We start from the raw sequence: 23,633 nt of genomic DNA on the forward strand, positions 1-23,633 counted from the left end.
ATCAAGAGGGCCAAAGTGGGCGTGCACGCGCGTAATGGCCTGAAGACGCCAGTCAGCAGGTCGCGAGCATGCTCTGCAGTGCGGTCTTCTCGGTGGACTGCAGCGACAGACCGTAGGTGTGCTTCACCCAGATCCATTCCCGGGCGTAGACGCAGTGCACCGAAGAGTTGGTCGGCTTCCAGGCGGCCGGATCCTTGTCGCCCTTGGAGCGGTTGCTCGAGGCCGTGACCGCGATGAGCTGCGCAATGCTCAGGTCGTTGGCGAACTGTTCGCGTTTCGCCGTGGTCCAGCCGCTCGCTCCGGACTTCCAGGCCTCGGACAGCGGGACGATGTGGTCGATGTCGATCGTCGAGTCATCGGTGACCCAGACGGCGTCGTACACGCTGTACCAGCGACCGCCGGTCGGTTCGCATTGGCTGTCCACGGTGACGCCGGTGCCGTCACGCTTCAGGACTTCGTCGCGGGTGTCGCAGGTACCCGACACGGTGTGCCAGTGCGGGAACTTGTCCCGCGAGTACCCGGTGCTCGATCCCTCGGCCTTGACGGTCAGGCCGTTCAGCTGGGTGGTCGCCGTACCGGCACTCGGCGGGGTCGGCGGAGAGGCGAAGGCTGGGATCGAAGAGAGCACCCAGACCGCGATGGCGGAAATGAGTAGGGCGGTAAGACGTCGCATCAGTCAGGCCTTCCGAAGGGCGGATCCCCCCTGACGTGCTGCCCTCAAGCCTTCCCCGGCGCCCTTGCACCGGAAACCACCTCGCGATGAAAGGACGATGAACGGTCAGTCGCGCTCGACCACAGTCAGCGTCCAGCCCGAGGCCGCCGGCTCGAGCTCGGCGTTCCAGCGCTCACTCACGAGCTTGTGCAGCGCCTTCGGCGTACCAGGGTCCTTGCCGGACTCCAGCAGATGCCGGGCGACCAGTCCGCGTGTGTGCTTGGCCATGTGCGACACAACCGTCCGTACGCCGTCTCGTTCGCGCACCACGTTGACCGAGACCCATTTCGTGGCATCGGCGGGCCGCCAAGCTGCCACATAGGTGGAGGAACGACAGTCCACGATGACGCCGTCGTGGCCGAGCGCGGTCGACAGCGGGCCGCGCCAGACGCCGGCGAGCGGTCCGTGGCCGGGGAGCGTCGTACCCATGGAGAGCCGGTACGGCGGTACGCGGTCGCCCGGGCGCAGTGCGCCCCAGGCGGCGGATACGACCAGCAGGCGGTTCGCCGCGCGGCGCTTCGTGCCGGCGGGCAACGTGGAGTAGCCGAGGGCGTCGTACAGGACACCGGAGTAGAGCTCAGAGACCGGTACGGCGGGCTCGGTGCGCCAGCGCGTGTTGCGATCGACCTCGGCCTGGAGGGACGCGCCGACGCCCAGTACGCCGTACGCGTCCTCGGAGGCAGACACCTTGGCCAGCGTCTCCAGGACCTGCTCGCGGATCGGGTTGAGCTCGGGGAACGACAGCGAGCCGAAGTCGACGGCACGGCCGCGCGACCGACCGGTCTTGCCTTCGGACGGTGGCAGGAGGATCAGGGTCACGTCAGGTCGTCCAGTACGGCGAGGTCCTCGAGAGTGGGGTCCCAGGTACCGGCCGCGACGTTCTGAGCGATCTGCTCGGGTGTCGTGGCACCGGCGATCACCGAGGCGACCGCGGGCTGTGCGGCCAGACCGCCGATCGCGACGTCGATCATGGTCAGGTCCCGCTCGGCCGCGAAGGTCTCGAGCGCCTCGATCTTGTCGAAGTCGGCGCGTGCCAGCCGCTCCGGCTGCGTGGCCAGGCGGGCGCCTTCGGGAGCGTCCTCGCCACGCTTGTACTTACCGGTGAGCAGGCCGGAGGCGAGCGGGAAGAACGGCAGGATGCCGATCCCAAGGTGCTCACAGGCGGGGACGAGCTCGTCCTCGATATCGCGTTCGAGCAGCGAGTACTGGTTCTGGGCGCTGATGAAGTGCGCGTGACCGCCGGTCCGCGCGGCCCAGTCGGCGTCGACCACCTGCCAGCCGGCGAACTGCGAGCTGCCGACGTACCGGACCTTGCCCTCGGCAACGAGCTCGGTGAGCGCCGCCAGCGTCTCCTCGATCGGCGTGACCGGGTCCGGGAAGTGCAACTGGTACAGATCGATCCAGTCGGTCCCGAGCCGCCGCAGGCTCGACTCCACCGCACGCCGGATGTAGCGGCGTGAACCGCGCACGCCCCAGTCGGGGCCGTTCTCGCCGTGCATGTCGCCGCCGAACTTGGTCGCCAGCACCACCTGGTCACGACGCGAGCCGAGCGCCTTGCCGAGCAGCTCCTCGCTGAAACCGTGCTCGCCGCGGTAGATGTCCGCGGTGTCGAACAGCGTGATCCCGGCGTCGATCGCGGCGTTCACCACCGCGTCGGTGCGGCCGGCGTCCAGCCTGCGCCCGAAGTTGTTGCAGCCCAACCCGACCACACTCACCGTGAGGCCGGAGTCACCCAGTTGCCGGTACTCCATCGTGCTCATGTGCAGAGCCTAGCCACCGCATACAGTTGCCGACATGCCGAGTCTCTCCGTCGACGGCGCCCGTACCCGGGCCGCCGCACTCTCCGTCCAGTCGTACGACGTCGATCTCGACCTCACCCAGGGCGAGCGAACGTTCGGATCCACCACCATCGTGCGGTTCACCGCGTCCGAGCCGGACAGTTGGGTCGATGTGAAACCCGACGAACTGCTGTCGGTGACGCTGAACGGCGTACCGGTCGACGTGGCCGGGCTGACCGACGGACGGCTCGAGCTGACCGGGCTGCAGGCCTCGAACGAACTGGTCGTCGTCGCGACGATGGCCTACACCCACGACGGTGAGGGCATCCACCGCGCGGTCGACGCCGCCGACGGTCTCGTCTACACCTACGGGATGTCGTTCCTGGACGCGGCGCCGCGGGTGTTCGCGTGTTTCGACCAGCCCGACCTCAAGGCGCCGTACCGGGTGAAGGTGACGGCTCCGACCGAGTGGCTGGTGCTGGGCAACGGCGCGGCGACGCAGGTCTCCCCCGGTCGCTGGGGGCTGGCCGAGACGATGCCACTCTCGACGTACTTCGTCACGATCGTGGCCGGGCCGTACCACCAGATCACCGACGAGCACGACGGGATCCCGCTGAGCGTGGTCGCGCGGCAGTCGCTCAAGGACGCGCTGGACCGCGAGGCCGCGGACATCTTCCGGGTCACCAAGCAGTCCTTCGACGAGTACCACCGGATGTTCGGCTACCGGTACCCGTTCGGTGAGTACCACCAGGCGTTCGTCCCGGAGTTCAACGCCGGCGCGATGGAGAACCCGGGCTGCGTGACGTTCCGCGACCCGATGGTGTTCCGCTCGGCCGCGACCGACCAGCAGCGCAGCGGCCGGGCCCGGACGATCGTGCACGAGATGGCCCACCAGTGGTTCGGCGACACGGTCACCATGAAGTGGTGGAACGACCTGTGGCTGAACGAGTCGTTCGCCGAGTACATGGCGCACCGCGTCTCGACCACGGCCACCGACTACCAGGACAACTGGATCGACTTCGCCTACATCCGCAAGTGGTGGGGTCTGCAGGCCGACCAGCGCTCGTCGACGCACCCGGTCGCGGCTGACCCGGTCAAGGACGCGCTCGCCTCGCTCGACGACTTCGACGGCATCTCGTACGCCAAGGGTGCGGCCGTGCTCAAGCAGCTGGCCAACTACCTCGGTGACGACGTCTTCCTGTCCGGCGTCATCGCGCACATCCGGGCCAACGAGTTCGGCAACGCGACCTTCGGCGACCTGCTCGCCAAGTGGACCGAGGCCGGCGCGACCGACATCGAGACCTGGGCGCAGCACTGGCTGCGGACACCGGGCCTCGACACGATCCGCGCGGTTCGGACGCCGGACGGCATCAAACTTCGCCGTACGGCGCCTGAGCAGTTCCCGGCGCAGCGGCCGCACAAGCTGACGGTCGGCGGGTACGACGCGGATGGCAACGCCACGATCGTCGATGTCGTGGTCGACGCGGACGAGGTCGACGTACCGCTGGATCCGTCGACGCTCGTGGTCATCCCGGACGCGGGTGACGACACCTGGGCGAAGATCCGCCTCGACGCCGACAGCCTGGCGAACCTCACCGCGGTACTGCCGAAGATCACCGACGGCGTCACGCGGGCCGTCGTACTGAACAGCATCCGCGACTCGGCCGCCGACGGCGAGCTCGACCCTCGGCTGGCTTTCGACATCCTGCTCGGGATGCTGGCCGGCGAGAGCAGCGACATCGGCGTCGGCACGATGACCGAGTGGGCCCGCTCGCACCTCCTGGGCGGCTACCTGCCGTATGAGGAGAACCGCGCCCGCCTCGAGAAGGTCCTGGCGGACCGGCTGCCCGATCTGCCGGCCGGTTCCAGTCTTCAGCTGGGAGTCGTCCGTGCGTACGCCCGCCAGAGCGCGGACGTCGCGCGGCTCCAGGGCTGGCTGGCGGGTGACGGCGTACCGGAAGGCGTCACGATGGACGCGGACCTGCGCTGGCTCGTCACGCTGCAGCTGGCCCGGCTCGGCGCGATCGGCGACGCCGAGATCGACGCGGAGCTTCAGCGCGACGCGTCCTCGGAAGGTCGCGAGCACGCGATCCGCTGCCGCGCGTCGCTGCCGACGCCGGCCGCGAAGGAGAAGGCGTGGGCGCTGATCATGACCGACGGCGACCTGACGAACTACGAACTCGACGCGGCCTGCGAAGGGTTCTGGCACCCGGCACAGCGCGAGCTCACGGCGTCGTACGTCGATCGCTACTTCGCCGAGATTGCCGGTACCGAGAAGCTGCGCTCCGGTTGGGTCGTGGCGTCCTCGGCGAGCCGTAGCTTCCCGCGGTTCGAGATCGACGAGCAGGTCGTCGCGCGGTCCGCGGATCTGGTCGCGGACGACTCCGTGGCGGCGGGGATCCGGCGCTCGGTGGGTGACCGCGCGGACGATGTGAAGCGCGCGCTGGCCGTGCGATCGGCGTACGGCGTCTGATTCGTAATGTTTGCCAGGGTCCCATGTCGTCGCAGTCACGGCGGGTTGTGACTAATGTGACTGATGTGACTTAAAGGGCCCTGGTGAGCAGCGTGAAGGTGATTTCGTGACGTAATCTCCACAATGACCGACCGGTACGGCGTGCCGGTCTTTGGTCAGGCCCCCGTCCCGGGAGAGACTCTAGAGAACCGCACAGGAGAACAAAGGCAATGCGCGAGGCGAGGCTCGTCGGTCTGAGCCAGGACGGCACACAGCTGATCCTGGCAATGCCCGAGACGGGTGAGGAGTTCGCCGTCCCGGTCGACGACCGGTTGCGTGCGGCCCTGCGCGGCGACCGTGCCCGACTCGGCCAGCTGGAGATTCAAATGGAGAGCGCGCTGCGCCCACGAGACATCCAGGCTCGGATCCGTGCCGGGGAGAGTCCCGAGGCGGTCGCGGCCGTTGCCCAGATGCCGATGGAGCGGGTGATGGCGTTCGCCGGCCCGGTCCTGGCCGAGCGCGACCACATCGCGAACCTCGCCCAGCGTGCCTCAGTACGGCGTCGCGGTGGAGCCGACGCGCCGACCCGCAATCTCGGTGCGTGGGTGACCGAGCGGCTGCGCACCCGGCACGTCGACCCGGCCACCGCCGACTGGGACGCCTGGCGTCGCGACGACGGCCGCTGGCAGGTCCGCGTCTCGTACTTCGTCGAGGCCGAAGACCTCTCGGATCCCGATTCCGAGCAAAAGGAAGAGAAGATCGCGCTCTTCGCGTACGACGCTCCCGGGCGCTACGCGGTCCCGGACGACGACGAGGCGCGCTGGCTGGTCGGTGAGCAGGCGCAGGTGTTGCCGCCGCCGGTGCAGCCTGTTCACCAGGTTGGTGAGCGACGACTGGCGGCTGTCGCCGACATCGATCTGTCGGTCGCGCCGGATCATGGTGCGGATTCTTACGAGGCCGGGTTCGAGGACACGATCAGTCTTCCGCGCCGCAACCACCCTGGAAACCAGCCGGTTTCTCGGGATGCGGAGCGCGGTCCGCGGCGCGTGCACTCGGTGCCGAATCCGGATGAAGAGCCGACGCTGATCGACGTACCGATCGAGCAGCCGCCGGCGTTGCACCCGACGGTTCGCGCAGTCGAGCGGCCGGCACAACCGCCGGCGGAGTCCGCGGCGTTCGCTCCCCCGGAGGAGCGCGCGGCACCGCCGTCGAACCCGTTCACCGAACGGCGAGATGCGCCTCCTGCTTTCCCGGAGTCCCGCAACGCACCCGAGCGCCCCGCCGGTCCCCCGCCGACCCGGCACGTACCCGAGTTCGAGCCGGAGCTGCCCCGCAACGAGCAGCCGTCGGCCCCGCCGTCGTACGAGCGCCCGGCTCCCGAACGCACAGCCGAATCGCGTCCCGCGCCGACTGAGACTCGGCCGACTGAGCTGCGGCCGCAGCCGGTTGCGCGCCCGACCGAGGAGCAGCCGCCAGCGCCGGCGCCCAGCCAGCCTGCCGCTCAAGAGCAGCTGCCTGAGGAACCGGCTGCTGAGGCGGCAGCTGTGGAGGAGCCCAAGAAGAAGCCGGCCCGGCGCGGTTCGAAGCGCGCGAGCGTGCCGAGCTGGGACGAGATCATGTTCGGCAAGAAGGCCGACTGACCCGAACACCCGACGAGCCCGCACCTTCCACGGGGTGCGGGTTTGTTGTTCTTACGGACAGTTGTCCCAGATCGCGGACGGTGTTGTCGTCCGGCGCAGGCTCTGCCATGATCGTCCGCATGCAGAACCTGCTGTGTTGTTGCTGTTGTTGTCGCTGACGCGCGCCGTCTCCGGCGCACGAGGCCCTGCCCTTTCCCAGGCCCGCCCGCCGACACCAGCACCCACAGGATCCTGCACCCATGAATCTCCCGGCTTTCGCCGATCTTCTCGCGTCCCGCGGCCTTCGCCTGCTGCCCGGCTCCCACGCCGTGCCGGTCGAACTGCTCGTCCAGCTGCCTGACGCCACGATCGCCCGCTTCACCGCCCGCGGCACCACGCTGCAACTACAGCACTACCCCGCCGAAGCCCTGACCGCGATCACCATCGCCGCCGAATGCGGCTGCGGCGACCACCACCCGCAGACCGGCCCGGCCCGCGTCACCCTCAGCCGGTACGCCGTCCCCACCGACGAGCGCACGATCGACGGCGAACTCCAGTTCGGCTGGCAGCACCACGAAGCCGGCCTTCTCCGCCTGGCCGACGCCGCCACCCACTTCTTCACTCTCCTCGAAGACCTCCAGGCCCCGGCCCGCGAGCTCGTCGGCGTCGCCTGATCCCGGACCTGCAGGCCATCACAATTGGCAGATCAGCGGCGACTCAGGCGTGCGGTTGTCCTACTCGCGCAGTTGTGATGGCGCTGGGGTCCGAGCCCGGGCCAGCGGCAGGAAGATGTCGTCGACCAACGTCGTGAGCGTCGCGGGGTCCAGCGGTTCCCGGGTCAGCAGCATTTGATGACGCAGCAGGTTGGTCGGCGCCAGCAACACCGAGAGCGGTAGCTCAGCTGAGGGGATCTCACCGCGCTCCGCCGCCCGCTGCACGATCGTCGCCATCACACCGCTCATCCGGCCGATGATCTCCGGGCTCACATCAGGAGCCTCCGCCAGCAAGCCGTGGATCACCTCCGGCCCAAGAGCGGCGAAGCGGTCCGCCATCCGTTCCAGCACGGCAAGCACGTCGCCGCGCAGACTGCCGGTGTCCGGCACGTCCTCGACGATCGAACCGGTCCGATGCCGCATCGCCGCCACCACCAGCTCCGCCCGGTTCTGCCAGCGCCGATACAGGACCTGCTTACCGGTCTGCGCCCGCGCCGCGACCGCCTCCATCGTTAGCCGCGCATAGCCCGACTCCAGCAGTTCGTCCCACGCGGCATCCAGCAACGCGCTCTCCAGCGCGGCGCCCCGGCGCCGCTGCATCTGGTCCATGAGCACTCCTCCACAAGAGACCTTGCGTCTCTTATTCACGCAGCCTACCGTGAAGAACATGAGAGACGCTACGTCTCTTATTGAGGAGGACCCATGACACCCACCGCCCGAGCCGCCGATCGCCTCGACCCGGCGGTCCTGAAACTCGCCGCCGTCCTGGTTCTCGGCGCGCTGGCACCACTGCTCGACAGCACGATCGTGAACGTCGCCATCCACACCCTCGGCGCCCAACTGCAGGCCGGTGTCGCCACGCTCCAATGGGTCAGTACGGCGTACCTGCTGGCCCTGGCCGTCGTCATCCCGGTGACCGCGTGGGCATCGACCCGCTTCGGTGCCAAACGACTGTGGATCGTGGCGCTGGCGCTGTTCTTGCTCGGCTCAGTCCTGTCCGGACTGGCCTGGAACGCCGGCGCACTGATCGCGTTCCGCATCCTGCAAGGCGTCGGAGCCGGACTGATGTTGCCAACCCTGCAGACCCTGCTGATGCGAGCCGCGGACCGCGAACAGCTCGGCCGCTTGATGGCCGTCGTCACTGTGCCCGCTCTGGTCGGGCCGATCCTGGGACCCGCGGTCGGCGGACTCCTCGTCAGCCACCTTGGCTGGCGGTCGATCTTCTACGTCAACATCCCGATCTGCCTCGCCGCCATCGCCCTCGCCATCCGAGTACTCCCGGCCGACGAGCCAGCAGCCGTCCGCCGACTGGATCTAACCGGCCTGTTCCTGATGTCTTCAGGCGTCGCCGCCCTTCTCTACGGCCTCACCCGGACCGGACCCGACGGGGGCTTCGCGCATCTCGACGTACTCGTCCCGGCGATCGTCGGCACCGCCCTGCTGATCGCCTACGTCGCACGCAAACCTCAGCAGCCGCTGATCGACCTGAACCTGTTCCGGACCCGCTCGTTCGCCGCGTCGACAGCGCTGCTCTTCCTGACCGGCGCAGCCCTGTACGGCGCGATGTTCCTGCTGCCGCTCTTCTATCAGCAGGCGCGCGGTGCGTCCGTCGTTGCCGCAGGTCTGCTCCTGGTTCCGCAGGGACTGGGCAGTCTGCTCGCGCGCGCCGCAGGCGGGTTGTCCGACCGCCTCGGCCCCCGACCGGTCGTCCTGGCCGGCGTCACCCTGACCGTGATCGGCACACTCCCGTTCGCGATACCCGGTACGGCGTACTGGGTCCTGGCGATCGGCCTGGTCGTGCGAGGCGCGGGCCTGAGCGCGGTCAACCTGTCGGTCATGGTCGGCGCCTTCCGCGATCTGCGTCCGGAACAGATCCCGGACGCCAGCAGCATGACTCGCATCGTCCAGCAGCTCGGCGGTGCTGTTGGCGCGGCCGCGCTGGCCGTCATCCTGCAGACGTGGCTCGCCGGGCATAGTCCGGCCAGCGCTTATGCCGGCAGTTTCGCTTGGGCGATCGCCTTCACCGCGCTGGCTGCCGTACCGGCGCTCGCCTTGCCCAGGCGGATCAGGGCGGCCTGATTCCGAGGTCTTGAATTAGTAACACGCTTGGTTTAACTTATCGGCGCCTGCCCCTGTGCGCTTCCGGACCGCCACCTGGAGACCAGCATGACCAGACGTCTGCTTGCCCGGTTCCTGCCCGCTCTGCTGCTCGCCGGTTCGATCGCGGTACCGGCTCAGGCGGCGACCATGTATCCGAGTGGGGTCGGTGCCGATCTCGGGCCGGCGCCGACGACACTCGGCGTGAAACCGGCTGCTGGCGACGACCCGGCCGGATTGCGTACCGGAACCGAGCAGGGTCGCGGCTACTGGCAGACCGACCAGGCGGCCGGGACCGGGTACCTGGAGTTCGACGTCGATCGCGACTACGTGGACGAGATCGGCACCGACGACGTCCTGGTGACGGTGACGTATCTCGACCGTGGAACCGGGAGCCTCGAGCTCCAGTACGACGCCGCTGACAACCCGCAGGCTGATGCGACCGACCTTCAGCTGACCGGCAGCGGCCAGTGGAAGACCGGCATCTTCTCGCTGACCGGGATCGGTTTCACCAACCGTCTCGGGGACGCCGACATCCGGTTGTTCGGCAGTGCGGATATCACCGTTGCGGGTCTGCGGATCAGTACGGCGGGTGCTTCGGTTCAGCTCGGGGCGTCGCCGATCCAGTCGGGGATCAGCCCGCGGGCGGGTGACCGCGCTGAGAATCTGGTGACCGGCGTACAGGACGGGCGTCCGTACTGGCAGACCGACCGGACTGCTCCGGCGCCGGGGACGAACTTCTTCTACATGAACGTGTCCGACACGTACCTCTACAACAACCGCAATCTCGTGCTCGTGAGCATCGACTACTTCGACGCGGGGAATGGGCAGTTCGGTCTGCACTATGACTCGCCGGGTTCGACGATTCCGGAGATGTTCAAGAACTCCGAGGTTGTTCGGTACGGCGATACGAAGACGTGGAAGACCTACACGTTCGCGCTGCCGGACGCGGTGCTGACGAACCGGTCGAACGGTGGGGACTTCCGTATCCACAACGGTGATGGCGCGGTCGATCTAAAGGTCGCGGCGGTTCGGGTGGCCAAGGTCGCGACCACGCTGAATGTGACTGAGGGGCTGCTCGATCTGATCGGGGCGGCGACTCGCGTTGAGAAGGCGGCTCGCGAAGGGACGCGTGACGGGCAGTATCCGGTCGGCAGTCGCGCGACTCTGCGGCAGGCGATCTCGGACGCGCGTGTGGTGGCGAGCACGCCGGGTGCGACCGACGTACAGGTCAAGCAGGCACTCCAGACGCTGCAGTCCAAGCTCGACGCGTTCACTGCATCGGCTGTGGACACGAACTTCGCTGACGCCGGTACGGCGTCCGCCAGCGGCGGGACCGGGGTCGCGAACGTCAACGACGGCGACCACGTGAGTGCGTGGACCAGTGGACCGGGCGACTCGTGGTTGCAGCTCGATCTCGGTAAGGCTCGACCGGTCAACGATGTGCGGGTTGAGTGGGCGGAGGCTTACTCCCCCGACTACACCGTGCAGGTCTCGAACGACGGGCAGAAGTTCACCGCCGTCGGCCGGACTGGTTCGCCGGGTGGGAACCAGTTCAGCCGGACCCGGTTCGCCACGACCAGCGCTCGGTATGTCCGGGTCGCGATGACCGGTGCCGAGTCGTACATCATCCGCGAACTGCAGCTGCGGGTCGCGCCGGTCGTCACGCCGCAGCCGCGGTTGGTGCCGACGGTGAACCCGACCGAGGACGGTGTGATCGCCGACTTCGATGCCACGGCATTCGGTGCGGATCGCAGTGGGCGGAAGGACTCGACCAAGGCGATCCAGGCCGCGATCTACGCCTGCCAGGACGCCGGAGGTGGCACGGTCTGGCTGCCCGCCGGCCGCTACAAGGTGACCGATACCATCGAGGTCCACGCCTTCTGCACTCTCCGCGGCGACCGCCGAGACCCAGACAAGGGACATGCGGGTGGCGACTACGGCACGGTTGTTGTCGCGGATCTCGCGTCTGGTGACGACGGGCCTAGCTTGTTCCGGATCGGCGGGAGTGCTGGTGTTCTCGGGGTCACGACCTTTTATCCGAACCAGTCCGCCACCAACCCGGTGCCGTACAACTACACGTTCGAGGTGCCGGGTGGTGCGTGGATCGGCAACGAGAACTACATGATGTCGACGATCGCCGACATCACGATGCTCAACTCCTACCGCGGGATCGGCATCAGCACGATGCCGAACGACCGGGGCAACGCGCCGAGCTCGGGTCAGGTGCACGAGTCGACAACGGTTCGGAACATCCGGGGAACCGCTCTCTTCGAAGGTGCTCGTGCCTACAACGGCGCCGATGTCGGCACCTGGGAGAACATTGCCTTCAGCAACTCCTACTGGGCGACCGCTCCAGCCGCCTACAAGCCGCCGACCCGGACGACGTTGGACGCCTGGACCCGGGCGCACGGAACCGGGCTCGCGCTCGGCGACCTCGAGTGGGATCAGTTCCACCAGATCGCGCTCTCCGATTACAAGATCGGGATCCACGTGGTGACCGGGCAGCGGGCCCAGTTCACCGGGAGCTTCCTGCAGCTGGACATCCGTCGTACCGACACCGGCGTGCTCGTGGACGAGATGGACAGCCGGTGGGGTTGGCAGATCGCGGGCGGGCGGATCGAGGGTAGCGAGCACGCGATCGTCAACAACTCGCAGGGCTACGTGAAACTCACCGAGACAGCGCTCTCCGGCGCTCTCTCCGGCGTGATCCACCAGATGAGCGGGAAGGCGCCGAGCTACACCCAGAGAGCGCTCCCCAAGCCGACGCAACGCCTGTACGTCGTCGACGCGCCACACGGGATCGGGTATCTCCCGGCCGCCGACGCCACGAGCGCCGTACAGAAGGTGCTCGACAAGGCCGGGCGGTCCGGCGGTGGAATCGTCTACCTGCCCGCGGGCTGGTACCGGATCAGCACGCACCTCCGCGTCCCGGCGAATGTCGAGCTGCGCGGCGCATCCGCCGTACCGAATCGGGACCAAGGCGGCGCCAGCTACGGAACCGTCCTGCACGCCTTTGAGGGTCACAACAACGCCGACGGCACCCCGCTCATCACCCTGGGCAGGAGCGCCGGAGTCCGCGGCCTGCGTGTCTTCTATCCCGACAACAACCCGGGCAGCGCCGACGGCGTGGTCCCCTACCCGTACGCGATCCGCGGTCAGGCCGGCGGCAACTACGTGATCAACTCCGGCTTCCCGAACACCTGGAACGGTATCGACCTGCGCGGCGACCACACCGTCGTACGGAAAGTCGCCGGAGCGTTCTTCGACCACGCGATCCACCTCGGCGCGGGCCGCGACGCCCGGATCGAGGGCGTGCTCTCGAACGGGAACGCGGTCACCCGGACCGGCTACCAGCAGCCGTACTGGATGAACGAGGGCAGGATCTTCGAGCTCGTCATCGACAAATACATGCGCAAGACCGCCAAGATCGTCACTGTTGACGGCACTACGGACGTGACACTACTCAACGTGTTCGCGTATGGATTCCACGACGGGTTGGTCGTCAACAGTGGTCAAGTCAAGGCAATCAACCTGGGTACAGACAACCTCGGGGTTGACGGGTTCACCGTCAAGGTTGATCAAGGTTCGGTCGAGGTCACCAACATTGCTCGCTACAACGGGTCGACACTGTCCGGACCGGCGGTCTTGCGCAACGTGATGGCGATCAACATGGTGCAGCGGAGTGTGAGCGTGGTGGCGAACGGGAACGGTCAGGTCCGGATCGCCGGAAACGAGTCCGAGCCCGGGAAGTACGAACCGGGCGCGCAGGTGACCGTGACGGCAGCGCCAACATCGGATAGCGTTTTCCAGAACTGGACCGTGGCCGGCGAGGTCGTCTCGACCGATCCGGAGTACCGCTTCACCGTGACCACGGACCAGGTTCTGACCGCGAACTTCACTGCCAAGTAGGAGCGAGATGGCTGACACAGACCAGCGCGTCGCGATCGTGGGATGCGGCATCATCGGCCGCACCCACGCGGACACCATCGCAGCACGACCGGATGCGACCGTCACGGCGCTCGTCGACAACGACCCCGACGCCCGTGCCGCGCTGGCCGCCCGGCTGAAGGAGGCCGGCCAGCCGGAACCACAGGTGTACGACGACCTGTCCGGAGCGCTCGCCGGGTCCGACGTGACGCTGGTCGCGATCTGCACGCCGAGTGGTACGCACGCCGCCCTGGCCGAGCAGGCACTGGACGAGAAGAAGCACGTGGTGATCGAGAAGCCGCTCGACGTCGACCTGACCCGGGCCCGGCGGCTCGGCGCAGCGGCGGATCGGGCGGCCAACCACGGCGCGGTCGCGTCCGTGATCAGCCAGCACCGCTTCGACGCCGGTAGCGCGCAGGTGAAGCAGGCGATCGACGCGGGCCGGTTCGGTGAACTGACCTCAGCCGTCGCAACGGTCGCCTGGTGGCGGAGCGACGAGTACTACGCGTCCGCCGGCTGGCGCGGTACCTGGGCGCAGGACGGTGGCGGCGCCCTGATGAACCAGGGCGTGCATACCGTCGACCTGCTGCTGTGGTTCATGGGCCGCCCGGTCAGCATCTACGCCCAGGCGATCCGCGCCACCCACCAGGCAATCGAGGTCGAGGACACCGTCGTCGCCACGATCACCTTCGAGAACGGCGCGGTCGGCACCCTGCACGCCACCACCGCGGCCTTCCCCGGCGGCCGGACCCGAGTCGCCGTCCACGGCACGCAGGGTGGCGCGGAGATCGAGAACGATCTGCTCGCCCGTTTCAACGCCGACGGTCTCAAGGACGACCAGTCGATCGACGCCGGTCCGCCCGGCGGCCACAAGGCGCAGTACGACGACATCCTGGGCGCGATCGCGAACGGCGAGCAGCCCGGCATCACCGTCCAGCACGCGATCGACGCGCTGGCCACGGTCAGGGCCGTCTACATCGCGTCGACTCTGCAGCGGCCGGTGAAGTTCATCGACGTACTCGAGGGCCGGTACGACGACGTCGACGTCTCGCGCGGTATCGGCCTGCCGCCGGCTTAGGTACCGGGAGCGCGGTCGTTCAGGATCCGCTGGAACAGGTTTGAGTCCTGCCAGCGGCCGCCGATGTAGAGGTAGTTCGGGGCGAAGCCGATCTTGGTGAAGCCAGTGCGTTCGAGCACAGCGTGCGACGCGGCGTTGTGCACGAACACACTGGCTTGGAGGCGATGCAGCTTCAGTTCGGTGTCGGCGATCTCGGCGGCGGCGTTGACGGCCAAGGTCATCAACCCGCGGCCGACCGCCTCGGCGGCGAGCCAGTAGCCGAGGTGCGCGTTGCGGAACGGGCCCGGCACGATGTCGCTCAAGGTGACCGCACCGACGATCCGACCGTCCGAAGCGAGCAACCACGGCACCGATCGACCGCTGGCCAAGCCCTCCAAAGCGGACATCAACCGCTCGCGCTGACCATCGGCGGTGAACCAGTTCGCCGGCCTGGCCGGCTCCCAGCGCTCCAGGTGATCCCAGCTGCGGGTGTACGCGTCGGCCAGCGCAGCAGCGTCATCGAGAGCAGCCAAGCGGAGTTCAACTGAGGTCGTGAGATGGCGGGGCTTGATCACTTCGGCAGCCTACGAGCCTGACTCGAACCGCTGACCCGCGGGGTGAACGCGTCGTGGAAGATCGTCGACGCCGCCCCGACCGCGGCCGCATCCGCCTGCAGCATCGACTCCTCGACCACCACCGGACGGATCTCCCGAGCCACCGGATGCAGGTTCACCGCGCGGCCGATCTCGGTCAGCAGAATCTTCGAGATCTCCGGCGCATACGCCGGCCCACCAACAACCACGAGATCGATATCGAGCAGGTCGACCAGCCCGACCGCGCCCTGCCCGATCACCTGGCCGACCCGGGTGGCTGCGCGCAACGCCGCTTCGTCACCCGCAGCGGCGGCTCGGCAGACCGCCTTGTAGCGCTTGGCCTCGTCGGTCGCGTCGAGATCGGTCTCGACATACCCGTACGACGCCGCGATCACCGGCAGCGACGCGGTCGGGTTGCACTCCGGAACCATCTCCGGGCCGGTCGAGACGTCCCACTCCCCCATCCGCAGCGCGGCCACCTGCCCGAACTCACCGGCATTGGCCGTGCCGCCGCGATAGATCGAGCCGTTCAGAATCAGCCCGCTCCCGACACCGGTCCCGAGATACAGGTACGCGAAATCACGTGCCCGCGCCGAGCGCCCGATCCAGCGCTCGCCGATCGCAGCCGCCGTACCGTCCTTCTCGACCAGGACCGGATGGTTCAGCTTCTCCTGCAACAGATGCCGGATCTTCAGCCCGCGCCACGCCGGCTGCAACGGCAGCGCGAGCAGGGATCCGTCCGCATCGATCGGACCCGGTACGGCGACGCCCACGCCCAGCATGGACTTCGGATCGACCTGGCTGATGCTGAGCGCCGCGGTCACGGTCGCCGCGGTCAGGTCGATCAGCTTGTCGGTCGGCAGGTCGTCAGCCAGATCAACCGTCTCGCGGCGCACGATCGTGCCGTCGAGGTCGACGACGGCGACCGTCAGCAGCTCAGGATCGAGATGGATACCGACCGCGTGCGCAGCGTTCGACCGCAGCCGCACCGGCGTCCGTGGCTTGCCGAGCCGCTCGGCCCGCTCCTGCGCCTCCTCGACCAGCAGTCCCTGCTGCAGCAAGATCCGCAGGATGCGCGAGATCGACTGCTGGGTCAGCCCGGTCCGCCGGGAGATCTCGGTCCGGCTGATGATGCCGGCCAGCCGGATCGTCTCGATGATCACAGCCTCGTTGAAGGACCCCAGGTCCAACTGGTTCGCGCCTGAGAATCCGTCGTCCGCCGTCACCATCGTCCACCTCCCCGTCGTATCAGCCGTGATCGTACTGCGAGAACACCCCGCTCACGGTGCTTCGAGCGCACCGTCGATGCGCCGTACTCCCGCCGCCCACTCGTCGTGGCCGGACAACTCCGCCGGATAACGGGCCGCGGCCTCGAGATCGAGGTCGATCCCCCAGCCCGGCGTGTCGTTCGGGGTCAGCCAGCCGTCGGTGATCCGGAGGGTTCCGGGGAACACCTCGTGCACGGCGTCGTCGTACAGATGGCCCTCTTGGATGCCGAAGGCAACAGAACTCACGTCGAGGGCGACATTCGCGGCCGCGCCGATCGGCGAGGTGTCGCCAGGACCATGCCAAGCGGTCCGTACGCCGCACAGTTCGGCGAGGTCGGCGAGTTTGCGCGCCGGGGTGAGGCCACCGATGTCGGAGACGTGCGAGCGGATGAAGTCGACCCCGCCATCGCGGACCAGGCGGACAGCGTCGCTCATCGAGGTCGTCAGCTCACCCACAGCCAGCGGCACCGGCGAGGCCGCCCGCACCTCGGGCAGGCGGTCCCAGTGCTCGGGCGGCAGCACGTCCTCGAGGAAGAACAGCCCGTACTCCTCCAGCGACCGCGCGAGCAGCACGGCCTCCTTCGGCGTCAGCCGCGAGTGGACGTCGTGCAGCAGCTCGATGTTGTCCGGCAGCACGTGCCGGGCCTCCGCGAACAGCTCCGGCGTCGCGCGCAGGTAGTCGCGCGCCGACCAGCCGTTGCGGTACGGCGCGTCCGGGTAGAGCGTCGGTACGGCGGGAGCGCCGTACCCGCCACCACCAGGTGTCGAGATCTGCAGGCGGATGTGCCGCTGCCCGGCCGACACCAGCTTCTGCGCGTGGTCGAGCGCGTCCTCGATCGTGCGCCCACTGGCATGCAGGTAGGTGTCGGCCGCCGCCCGCACCTTGCCACCGAGCAGCTCGTACACCGGCATCCCGGCCCGCTTGCCGGCGATGTCCCACAGCGCCTGGTCGATCCCGGAGATCGCGTTGTTCGTCACCGGCCCGCCACGCCAGTAGCCGGTGAATCCGGCCAGCCGGGTCAGATCGCCGATGTCACCGGGGTACCGGCCGATCAGCAGCCGGGCCAGGTGCTCGTCGACGAACGTCTGCACGGCTTTCCAGCGCTGGGTGAAAGTCGCACAGCCGAGTCCGTAGAGTCCCGGCTCGGTGGTGTCGACCTTCACCACCACGAGCGGGATGCCCTGCGGCGCGGTGACGATCGCCTTCACCTCCCGGATCCGAACGTCGTCGCGGACCGGCCACGGCTGGTCGAAGTTGGAAGGCATTCACAGCTCCAGAGTCGGAAGGTCTAGTTCGTGCTGTGCCTGGAAGCCCAGCACTGTGCGCACCGCGGTCAGGTCGATCGGGACCTCGCGTCCGATGAACCGCCGCAGCCGCGGAACATCCGGCGCCAACGCGTCCAGCAGGGACTCGGTCGGGTACGGCGCATTCGTCGTACCGGCCGCAAGCAAGAAGGTGTGTGCACCTGTCAGCGGCACGGTCAGCCCCAGCTCGATCGCGTACGCCGCGTCGCGGTTGTCGAGGTAGCTCCACGCCTCGCGCAGTCCGCCGGCCGGGTCGTCGCGCATCCCGTCGGCCTGCGCCTGCAGGATGTCGGCCGCGTTCGTGTGCGGGAACCGCAGCGCGACGACGTCGATCCCCCAGCGCCGCCACGCCATCCGGGCGGTGTTCTCGTCGTTCTGCTTCGACAACGAATACGGGTCGGCGATGTCGGCCGGAGTCCGCTCGTCCAGCGGGTAGTACGCCGGGCGCACGTCGTTCGGGTTGAAGATCAGCCCGGTCGCGTTGATGCTGCTCGCGATGACCGCCCGCTTGATCCCGAGCTCACCGGCCTGCGCCAGCACGTTGAACGTCGACACGACATTGATCGAATACACGTCGTACGGCGTACCGGCTCCTGGGTGAGCCAACGCGGCCAGGTGTACGACGAACTCGGCACCGTCGAGCGCGTCGGCCACATCGGCCTCGGACCGCGTGTCCCCCACGAGCACCCGATCCGCCTTCAGATCGGGATGCTCGGCGTGCGACAGCGTCGTCACCACGGCGCCCAGCTCGTTGAGCCGCTGCACGGTGACCAGACCGATCCGGCCACTGGCCCCCGTGACCAGCACCCGTCGGCCGTTGAGAGCAGACGTCATTCCTTGATGCCTCCGGACATACCAACACCTCTCAGGAACTGCTTCTGGAAGACCAAGAAGAGCACGACCGGGATCAGCACCGCCAGGAATAATGCGCTCATCTGCAGGGAGATCTCGGTGGTCTTGGCCACCCGGGGCAGGGCGACCGAGATCGGCTGCAGTTTCGGGTCCGGCAGGACGAGCAGCGGCCAGAGGTAGTCCTTCCAGGAACCGATCACGGTCAGCAACGCGACGACTCCGACGATCGGCTTCGAGAGCGGCAGGATCAGCGCGGTGAACATCCGCAGGTTGCTCGCGCCGTCGATCCGGGCCGCCTCGATCAGCTCACGCGGGATCGAGTCGAAGTACCGCTTCATCACCAGCACGTTGAACGCACCGGCCGCGGACGGGAGCCAGACCGCCCAGAACGTGTTCTGCAGGCTGATTCCGAGCACCGGCATCTTCAGGATCGTCATGTAGAGCGGCACGAGCGAGATCACGCCGGGCAGGAAGAGCGTCGCGAGTACGGCGCCGGTGACGATCGGACCCCATTTCGGGCGGAGCACGCTCAGGACGAAGGCTCCCGTCGTACAGACGAACAGGGTGGAGACCATCGAGCCGATCGCGATGAACGCGGTGTTGCCGAGGTAGGCGCCGATCTGGACTCGGTTCCACGCGTCGGGGATGTTCTTCAGCTGGATGCCCGACGGCCAGAGCTGCATCGGGCCGCTGAGGATGTCCTGGCTGGTCGAGACACCGGATTTGAGCAGCCAGAGCAGCGGGCCGACACCGGCGATCAGTACGCCGATGAAGATCAGCACCTGGATCGCGGGCAGGCCGAAGCGGACCGCCGTACGGCGTCGGTCCTGGGTCGAGATGATTCCGCGCTCATGTGTCATGTCGTGCTCCAGCGGCGGGTGACGAAGTGGTAGGCGACCGACAGCAGGCAGAGCACTCCGGCGAGCAGGACGCTGAGTGCGGTCGCGGCGCCGAAGTCGCCGTTGACGAACGCATAGCGGTAGATCAGTAGCAGGATCGTCGTGGTGGCGTTGTTGGGGCCGCCGCCGGTGAACAGGAACGGTTCGGTGAAGACCTGGAACGTCCCGATCAGCTGCAGCAGCATCATGATGAAGATGATTCCGCGGATCTGCGGCAGCGTGACGTGCCAGATCCGGCTCCAGATCCCGGCCCCGTCCAGCTCGGCCGCCTCGTACAGCTCGGTCCGTACGCCGGTCAGCGCGGCGAGGTAGATGATCGAGGTGGCGCCCGCGCCGGCCCAGGTCGCCTCGAGCACGATCGCCGGCATCGCCAGACTCTGCGAGTTCAGCCAGGCGAACGGCCCGATCCCGAACCAGCCGAGGATCGAGTTGAACACACCGGCCGCGCTCGGGTCGTAGAAGAACGTCCACAGCAGGATCGCGGCCACCGGCGGTACGACGGCCGGCAGATACGACAGCACGTTGTAGAGCCAGCCGGTGGTCCGCAGCTCGCTGACGAACACGGCCAGGAACAACGGCACCGGGAATCCGAAGACGAGTGCCAGGGCAGCGAAGTACAAGGTGTTGAGGGCGGCTTGCGGGAGTTGCGGGTCGGTCAGCACATAGCTGAAGTTCGCCATCCCGACCCACTCCGGGGCGGCGACCAGGTTGTTCTTCTGGAAGCTCAGTACCAGGCCGCGGACGATCGGGCCCCAGGAGAAGTAGAGGAAGGTCAGCACCAGCGGTACGGCGAAGATGACCGCGCTGAGCCCGCCGGAGCGGTACCAGGTCAGGAGGGACCTGGTACCGCCACGGCTCTGCTTGGTTGTCTGGAACATGGCTTACCGCGCGAGGCGTGCGTCGATCTTCGCGGCGGTCTCGCTCAGCAGCTTGTCGATATCCGCGTCCTTCTTGGTCAGCACCTGCTGGACGACCGGGTCGAGCAGCGAGTAGACCTCCTGGCCCTTGTTGCCCGGCTCAGGCAGCAGCTTCAGCGAGGTGGTCGAGTCGATGTAGCCCTGGAACTGCTTCACCGGCACGTTCACATACGGCTCGCGCCACTTGTTGTACTGGTCGTACGTCGACTGGCTCAGCGGGGTGATGCCCGGCCGGCCGACGAAGCCCTTGTCCGCGATCGTGGTCTTGGCATCCTTGACCGCGATCGCCTCGTCGGTGAACTTGTCGAACTGGTCGAACTTGATCCACTTCAGCGCGGCGACGATCTCGTTCTTGGTCGCCTTCGGGCTGATCATCTTCAGCGAACCACCAGTCAGCGTCCCGTGCGGACCACCGTCCTGCGGCAGCGCAGCCTCACCGAAGTCGGCCGGCTTCATGCCGAAGTTCTTCACGCTCATGTCGAACGCGTCCGGCGCCTGCATGACCATGCCGATCTTGCCCGCCGCGAAGTCCTGGCGGACCTCCTCCTGGTTGTAGAGGAAGCGGCTGCCCATCGAGTTGTCGGTCCAGCGCATGTCCTTGAGGAGCTGCAGCCCCTTCTTGGTCGGCGCGTCGTTGAACGTGCTCTTCTTGCCGTCCTGGCTCTGGACCGTCCCACCCATGCTGTAGGTCATCGTGGTCAGCATCCAGCCACCGGTGTTGTTCGTGGTCAGCTGCGCGTACCCGGCCTTACCGGTCTTGTCCGCGATCTGCTTGGCGTACTGCCGCACCTCGTCCCAGGTCGTCGGCGGCTTGTCCGGGTCGAGTCCCGCCTGAGTGAACAGCGCCCGGTTGTAGGCCAGCCCGACCGAGAACACATCGATCGGTACGCCGTAGATCCGCCCCTTGTCGTCCTGGACGATCTTCAGCACGTTCGGGTTCAGGTCCTTGGTCAGGTCGACCAGCTTCAGCTCGTCGGTGATGTCCGGCAGCTGCTTGTTCGGGATCATGTTGGCCGGCTCGGTGAAGCTGATGTTCATCACCGTCGGCAGCGTCCCGCCGGCCACCTGCGCCTGGAACGTCTGCGCCTGCCAGGCGGTCTCGGTCGACTTCACGGTGATGTTCGGGTACTTCGCCGTGAAGTCCTTGATCTTCTGCTCGAACGCCTTGATGTCGTTCGGCTTGTCCGGGGTCGGGCGGTCCCCGATCGTGATCGTCACCGGCGCCTTCTCGTCGACCGCTCCGGCACCGTCCGACGGCGTGGTCCCATCGGCGCACGCCACCAGGCCGAGCGCCAGTCCCGCCACGCCCAGTCCGGCGCCCAACCTGTTCACTCTCGTCATGCGGAACTCCTCAGGTTTCCGAATTTCGAGTAAGTTAAACCAAGCGTGTTACTAATTCAAGACCTGCCCGATAACTGCTGGCACCCGCCACCTCCCAGGCGGCAGGATGACCGCATGCTGCTCCGACCGGCGACCGCCGACGACCTCGACTTCCTGGCCGCGATGATGCTGGAGGCCTGCAACTGGACCGGCGAAACCTGGTTCACCCTCGAGAAGGCCCGCGCCGACGACAAGGTCTGGCGCTACCTCGCCGACTGGCCACTCCCCCGCGACTTCGGAGTCATCGCCGAGATCGACGGCGTACCGGCCGGGGCGGCGTGGGCCCGCCTGCTCACCGCCCCGCGGGCGGGATACGGGTACGTCGCCGATGACGTACCCGAGCTGACTCTCGGGGTGGCCCCGGCTTACCGCCGACGCGGAGTCGCCCGCGCACTCCTCAACACGCTCGCAGACACCGCGCGAGCGTCGTCGTACCAGCGGCTGTCGCTGAGCGTCGACCCGAACAACCCAGCGGCCGCCCTGTACAAGTCCCTCGGCTACCAGTTCGTCGAAATCAACGGCACCTCAGAAACGCTCGTCCTGAACCTCTAGCCGAAGCCGCGGACGCGGAACTGCATCGCCCGGTACGGCCAGCCGGCGTCGGTGTTCCATTGGCTGACTGAGAGGTGCAGGTCGGACAGGGTGGAGCCGGGGATGATGTAGCCGCCGTAGAGCTGCGCTACGTGGTTGTCGTTCTCCTGGCCCCAGGCGCCGCCGTAGATGAGGGTTTGGCGGTACGCCGTGTAGAGGTTCGAGGTGGGGGTGTCCATGATCATGCCGTCGATGCGGTAGTCGCCAGCGTTGAACCAGGTGAGGATCCACTTGCCGCCCAGCGGGCGGAGGCAGAGTTCGCCGAAGCTGCCGTTCAGGATGGGGGTGGCTGGATTGCCCCAACCCCAGGCGTTGTTGCGGAAGCCCCAGGGCTCGTACGCCGCTGGGTTCGCGATCTGGTTGCTGCGCACGCGCTTGAGGATGATCGGCTTGTTGCGCTGGAAGCCGGTTGAGTACACGTAGACGTAGCCGTCGTTGCCCTCGCCCCAGGTGATGCACTGGAACAGGCCGCCGTCGATGTTCGGATCGAACTTCGCGCCGGTGTGGTACCAGTTCGCACCCGAGTTGTCGCTGCGCCAGATCTCGGTCCACACAACGTTGCCGAGACCCTTGTTGACCATCACGTGCAGGTACATCGACCCGCCGATCGTGATCACATCGGACGGCAGCACGGTCGAGAACGTCGGGTTGTCGTGCGGGTAGTCCCACAACTGCTGAGCCGCCGCACCACCCACGGCACCCGACCACTCCACTCCCCCGGCCAGGTTCGTCGTGTTCGACCACAACGCGACCGGCGACCGCCACCACCCACCGCCGACCCGGGGTTCCTCGAACGTGTCTCCGAAGACGAACACCATCCGCCCGTCCGGCGCCCGAGCGGGAATCCCCAGGTCGGTCGCCGCCATCCGGAATCGGTCGGTCAGGCCGGGCCCGGTCAGGTCCTTCACCTTGTTCGTGACCAGCGCCTGCGGCCCGGCGAACGCCGTACCGGGCAGGGCGACCGCAGCGCCAACGCCTGCCGTCGCGCTCAGGAACGCTCTCCGCGAAAACTCCATCGACTGACTCCCAGTTCGTGAGGGGCGGGTGTGGGAAATCGATTTCTGGGATCGACTGTCCAACACCCCCTCGGCAAAGTCAACCTTTGTGGGGAGCCTGGAATCGGAGCAGATGGCCGTCCGGGTCGGCGACCAGGAACTGCTCGACGCCGACTTCCGAGTCGCCGGTCCGGTACCACTTCGTCTCCGGTTCCAGGAACAGCGGCCAGCCGGCGTCGCGGAGCGACGAGCAGATGGGACCGATCTCGGGAACGGCGATCTGGAAGTTGACGCCGCGCCCGAGCGGCCGTTCGAGGGGTCCGGTCAGCCAGTTCCGCCCGACGCCGATCTGCTCGAGCATCACGTGCGCGCCGCCCTGGGCGACGTACGCGAAACCCTCCTCCGGCCGGTCGTACAGCACCTCGAAGCGGCACAACCGGCACCAGAAGTCGATGCTCGCGGCGAGCGACTCAAC

At 67.6% G+C, this 23,633-nt stretch carries 20 protein-coding genes; 7 read left to right on the forward strand and 13 right to left on the reverse strand.

Translation table 11 applies throughout. The annotated features are described in order from the left end of the window. Positions 1–52 precede the first annotated feature (52 nt). From ACFTSF_RS09230 to ACFTSF_RS09240, 3 genes are all read right to left on the reverse strand, one after another. A complete protein-coding gene (locus tag ACFTSF_RS09230; RefSeq protein WP_380153369.1) occupies positions 53–673 on the reverse strand; it encodes an HNH endonuclease family protein in 621 nt (206 codons plus the stop codon). Between the two features lie 105 nt (positions 674–778). Then, complete coding sequence (locus tag ACFTSF_RS09235; protein WP_380153370.1) at positions 779–1,531, reverse strand: YaaA family protein; 753 nt, start codon at positions 1,529–1,531, stop codon at positions 779–781. Next, the gene (locus ACFTSF_RS09240) at positions 1,528–2,472 is read right to left on the reverse strand and encodes an aldo/keto reductase (RefSeq protein ID WP_380153371.1); all 945 of its coding nucleotides are present in this window, start codon (positions 2,470–2,472) and stop codon (positions 1,528–1,530) included. Before ACFTSF_RS09240 ends, ACFTSF_RS09235 begins: the two co-directional genes overlap by 4 nt. A gap of 34 nt (positions 2,473–2,506) precedes the next feature. Here ACFTSF_RS09240 and pepN point away from each other — a divergent pair, with 34 nt between their 5' ends. The 3 genes from pepN (at position 2,507) to ACFTSF_RS09255 (ending at position 7,235) form a co-directional block, all read left to right on the forward strand. Beyond that, positions 2,507–4,963 carry an aminopeptidase N gene (pepN, locus tag ACFTSF_RS09245; RefSeq protein ID WP_380153372.1) on the forward strand — a complete coding sequence of 819 codons (2,457 nt, stop codon included), beginning with the start codon at positions 2,507–2,509 and terminating at the stop codon, positions 4,961–4,963. Between the two features lie 209 nt (positions 4,964–5,172). After that, positions 5,173–6,582, forward strand: a complete 1,410-nt coding sequence (gene sepH, locus ACFTSF_RS09250) for a septation protein SepH (protein WP_380153373.1) — start codon at positions 5,173–5,175, stop codon at positions 6,580–6,582. A 239-nt stretch (positions 6,583–6,821) separates the two neighbouring features. After that, the gene (locus ACFTSF_RS09255) at positions 6,822–7,235 is read left to right on the forward strand and encodes a hypothetical protein (protein ID WP_344147707.1); all 414 of its coding nucleotides are present in this window, start codon (positions 6,822–6,824) and stop codon (positions 7,233–7,235) included. 60 nt (positions 7,236–7,295) lie between these two features. Here ACFTSF_RS09255 and ACFTSF_RS09260 read toward each other — a convergent pair whose 3' ends face one another. Next, positions 7,296–7,883, reverse strand: coding sequence for a TetR/AcrR family transcriptional regulator (locus ACFTSF_RS09260; protein WP_380153374.1), 588 nt, complete (start codon positions 7,881–7,883; stop codon positions 7,296–7,298). Between the two features lie 93 nt (positions 7,884–7,976). On the opposite strand from ACFTSF_RS09260, the gene ACFTSF_RS09265 reads away from it, so the two are divergent. The 3 genes from ACFTSF_RS09265 to ACFTSF_RS09275 all read left to right on the forward strand — a co-directional run bounded on the left by ACFTSF_RS09265 (position 7,977) and on the right by ACFTSF_RS09275 (position 14,379). Next, complete coding sequence (locus ACFTSF_RS09265) at positions 7,977–9,353, forward strand: DHA2 family efflux MFS transporter permease subunit (protein ID WP_380153375.1); 1,377 nt, start codon at positions 7,977–7,979, stop codon at positions 9,351–9,353. 87 nt (positions 9,354–9,440) lie between these two features. After that, complete coding sequence (locus tag ACFTSF_RS09270; RefSeq protein WP_380153376.1) at positions 9,441–13,283, forward strand: discoidin domain-containing protein; 3,843 nt, start codon at positions 9,441–9,443, stop codon at positions 13,281–13,283. Positions 13,284–13,290: 7 nt separating this feature from the next. Beyond that, the gene (locus ACFTSF_RS09275) at positions 13,291–14,379 is read left to right on the forward strand and encodes a Gfo/Idh/MocA family protein (protein ID WP_380153377.1); all 1,089 of its coding nucleotides are present in this window, start codon (positions 13,291–13,293) and stop codon (positions 14,377–14,379) included. Here the strand turns inward: ACFTSF_RS09275 and ACFTSF_RS09280 are convergent. Genes ACFTSF_RS09280 through ACFTSF_RS09310 form a run of 7 tightly spaced genes read right to left on the reverse strand, consistent with a single transcriptional unit; the run spans position 14,376 to position 21,533 of the window. Then, complete coding sequence (locus tag ACFTSF_RS09280; RefSeq protein WP_380153378.1) at positions 14,376–14,933, reverse strand: GNAT family N-acetyltransferase; 558 nt, start codon at positions 14,931–14,933, stop codon at positions 14,376–14,378. The genes ACFTSF_RS09275 and ACFTSF_RS09280 overlap by 4 nt on opposite strands. Then, on the reverse strand, positions 14,930–16,180 hold the full coding sequence (locus ACFTSF_RS09285) for an ROK family transcriptional regulator (RefSeq protein ID WP_380153379.1): 1,251 nt from the start codon (positions 16,178–16,180) through the stop codon (positions 14,930–14,932). The genes ACFTSF_RS09280 and ACFTSF_RS09285 overlap by 4 nt, the downstream gene beginning before the upstream one ends. 51 nt (positions 16,181–16,231) lie before the next feature. Then, positions 16,232–17,485, reverse strand: coding sequence for an enolase C-terminal domain-like protein (locus ACFTSF_RS09290; RefSeq protein ID WP_344147727.1), 1,254 nt, complete (start codon positions 17,483–17,485; stop codon positions 16,232–16,234). Further along, the gene (locus ACFTSF_RS09295; RefSeq protein ID WP_380153380.1) at positions 17,486–18,358 is read right to left on the reverse strand and encodes an NAD-dependent epimerase/dehydratase family protein; all 873 of its coding nucleotides are present in this window, start codon (positions 18,356–18,358) and stop codon (positions 17,486–17,488) included. Further along, positions 18,355–19,236, reverse strand: coding sequence for a carbohydrate ABC transporter permease (locus ACFTSF_RS09300; RefSeq protein WP_344147733.1), 882 nt, complete (start codon positions 19,234–19,236; stop codon positions 18,355–18,357). Before ACFTSF_RS09300 ends, ACFTSF_RS09295 begins: the two co-directional genes overlap by 4 nt. Continuing rightward, positions 19,233–20,153, reverse strand: coding sequence for a sugar ABC transporter permease (locus tag ACFTSF_RS09305; RefSeq protein ID WP_344147736.1), 921 nt, complete (start codon positions 20,151–20,153; stop codon positions 19,233–19,235). Before ACFTSF_RS09305 ends, ACFTSF_RS09300 begins: the two co-directional genes overlap by 4 nt. Before the next feature lie 3 nt (positions 20,154–20,156). Then, positions 20,157–21,533, reverse strand: a complete 1,377-nt coding sequence (locus tag ACFTSF_RS09310; RefSeq protein WP_380153381.1) for an ABC transporter substrate-binding protein — start codon at positions 21,531–21,533, stop codon at positions 20,157–20,159. A 114-nt stretch (positions 21,534–21,647) separates the two neighbouring features. Between ACFTSF_RS09310 and ACFTSF_RS09315 the strand changes: the two genes are divergently transcribed. Further along, positions 21,648–22,124 carry a GNAT family N-acetyltransferase gene (locus ACFTSF_RS09315; protein ID WP_380153382.1) on the forward strand — a complete coding sequence of 159 codons (477 nt, stop codon included), beginning with the start codon at positions 21,648–21,650 and terminating at the stop codon, positions 22,122–22,124. On the opposite strand, the gene ACFTSF_RS09320 is transcribed toward ACFTSF_RS09315, so the two are convergent. Then, complete coding sequence (locus ACFTSF_RS09320; RefSeq protein WP_380153383.1) at positions 22,121–23,179, reverse strand: DUF4185 domain-containing protein; 1,059 nt, start codon at positions 23,177–23,179, stop codon at positions 22,121–22,123. The genes ACFTSF_RS09315 and ACFTSF_RS09320 overlap by 4 nt on opposite strands. Before the next feature lie 79 nt (positions 23,180–23,258). Then, complete coding sequence (locus ACFTSF_RS09325; protein WP_380153384.1) at positions 23,259–23,594, reverse strand: hypothetical protein; 336 nt, start codon at positions 23,592–23,594, stop codon at positions 23,259–23,261. Positions 23,595–23,633: the final 39 nt, after the last annotated feature.

This window comes from Kribbella sp. NPDC056951 (genome assembly GCF_042674205.1).
In the GTDB taxonomy this organism is placed as follows: domain Bacteria; phylum Actinomycetota; class Actinomycetes; order Propionibacteriales; family Kribbellaceae; genus Kribbella; species Kribbella yunnanensis.

Coding starts and splice junctions, on each gene's coding strand:
- ACFTSF_RS09230 (WP_380153369.1), bottom strand. CDS start 673: ATGCGACGTCTTACCGCCCTACTCATTTCCGCCATCGCGGTCTGGGTG.
- ACFTSF_RS09240 (WP_380153371.1), bottom strand. CDS start 2,472: ATGAGCACGATGGAGTACCGGCAACTGGGTGACTCCGGCCTCACGGTG.
- pepN (WP_380153372.1), top strand. CDS start 2,507: ATGCCGAGTCTCTCCGTCGACGGCGCCCGTACCCGGGCCGCCGCACTC.
- sepH (WP_380153373.1), top strand. CDS start 5,173: ATGCGCGAGGCGAGGCTCGTCGGTCTGAGCCAGGACGGCACACAGCTG.
- ACFTSF_RS09255 (WP_344147707.1), top strand. CDS start 6,822: ATGAATCTCCCGGCTTTCGCCGATCTTCTCGCGTCCCGCGGCCTTCGC.
- ACFTSF_RS09260 (WP_380153374.1), bottom strand. CDS start 7,883: ATGGACCAGATGCAGCGGCGCCGGGGCGCCGCGCTGGAGAGCGCGTTG.
- ACFTSF_RS09265 (WP_380153375.1), top strand. CDS start 7,977: ATGACACCCACCGCCCGAGCCGCCGATCGCCTCGACCCGGCGGTCCTG.
- ACFTSF_RS09270 (WP_380153376.1), top strand. CDS start 9,441: ATGACCAGACGTCTGCTTGCCCGGTTCCTGCCCGCTCTGCTGCTCGCC.
- ACFTSF_RS09275 (WP_380153377.1), top strand. CDS start 13,291: ATGGCTGACACAGACCAGCGCGTCGCGATCGTGGGATGCGGCATCATC.
- ACFTSF_RS09285 (WP_380153379.1), bottom strand. CDS start 16,180: ATGGTGACGGCGGACGACGGATTCTCAGGCGCGAACCAGTTGGACCTG.
- ACFTSF_RS09290 (WP_344147727.1), bottom strand. CDS start 17,485: ATGCCTTCCAACTTCGACCAGCCGTGGCCGGTCCGCGACGACGTTCGG.
- ACFTSF_RS09295 (WP_380153380.1), bottom strand. CDS start 18,358: ATGACGTCTGCTCTCAACGGCCGACGGGTGCTGGTCACGGGGGCCAGT.
- ACFTSF_RS09300 (WP_344147733.1), bottom strand. CDS start 19,236: ATGACACATGAGCGCGGAATCATCTCGACCCAGGACCGACGCCGTACG.
- ACFTSF_RS09305 (WP_344147736.1), bottom strand. CDS start 20,153: ATGTTCCAGACAACCAAGCAGAGCCGTGGCGGTACCAGGTCCCTCCTG.
- ACFTSF_RS09310 (WP_380153381.1), bottom strand. CDS start 21,533: ATGACGAGAGTGAACAGGTTGGGCGCCGGACTGGGCGTGGCGGGACTG.
- ACFTSF_RS09315 (WP_380153382.1), top strand. CDS start 21,648: ATGCTGCTCCGACCGGCGACCGCCGACGACCTCGACTTCCTGGCCGCG.
- ACFTSF_RS09320 (WP_380153383.1), bottom strand. CDS start 23,179: ATGGAGTTTTCGCGGAGAGCGTTCCTGAGCGCGACGGCAGGCGTTGGC.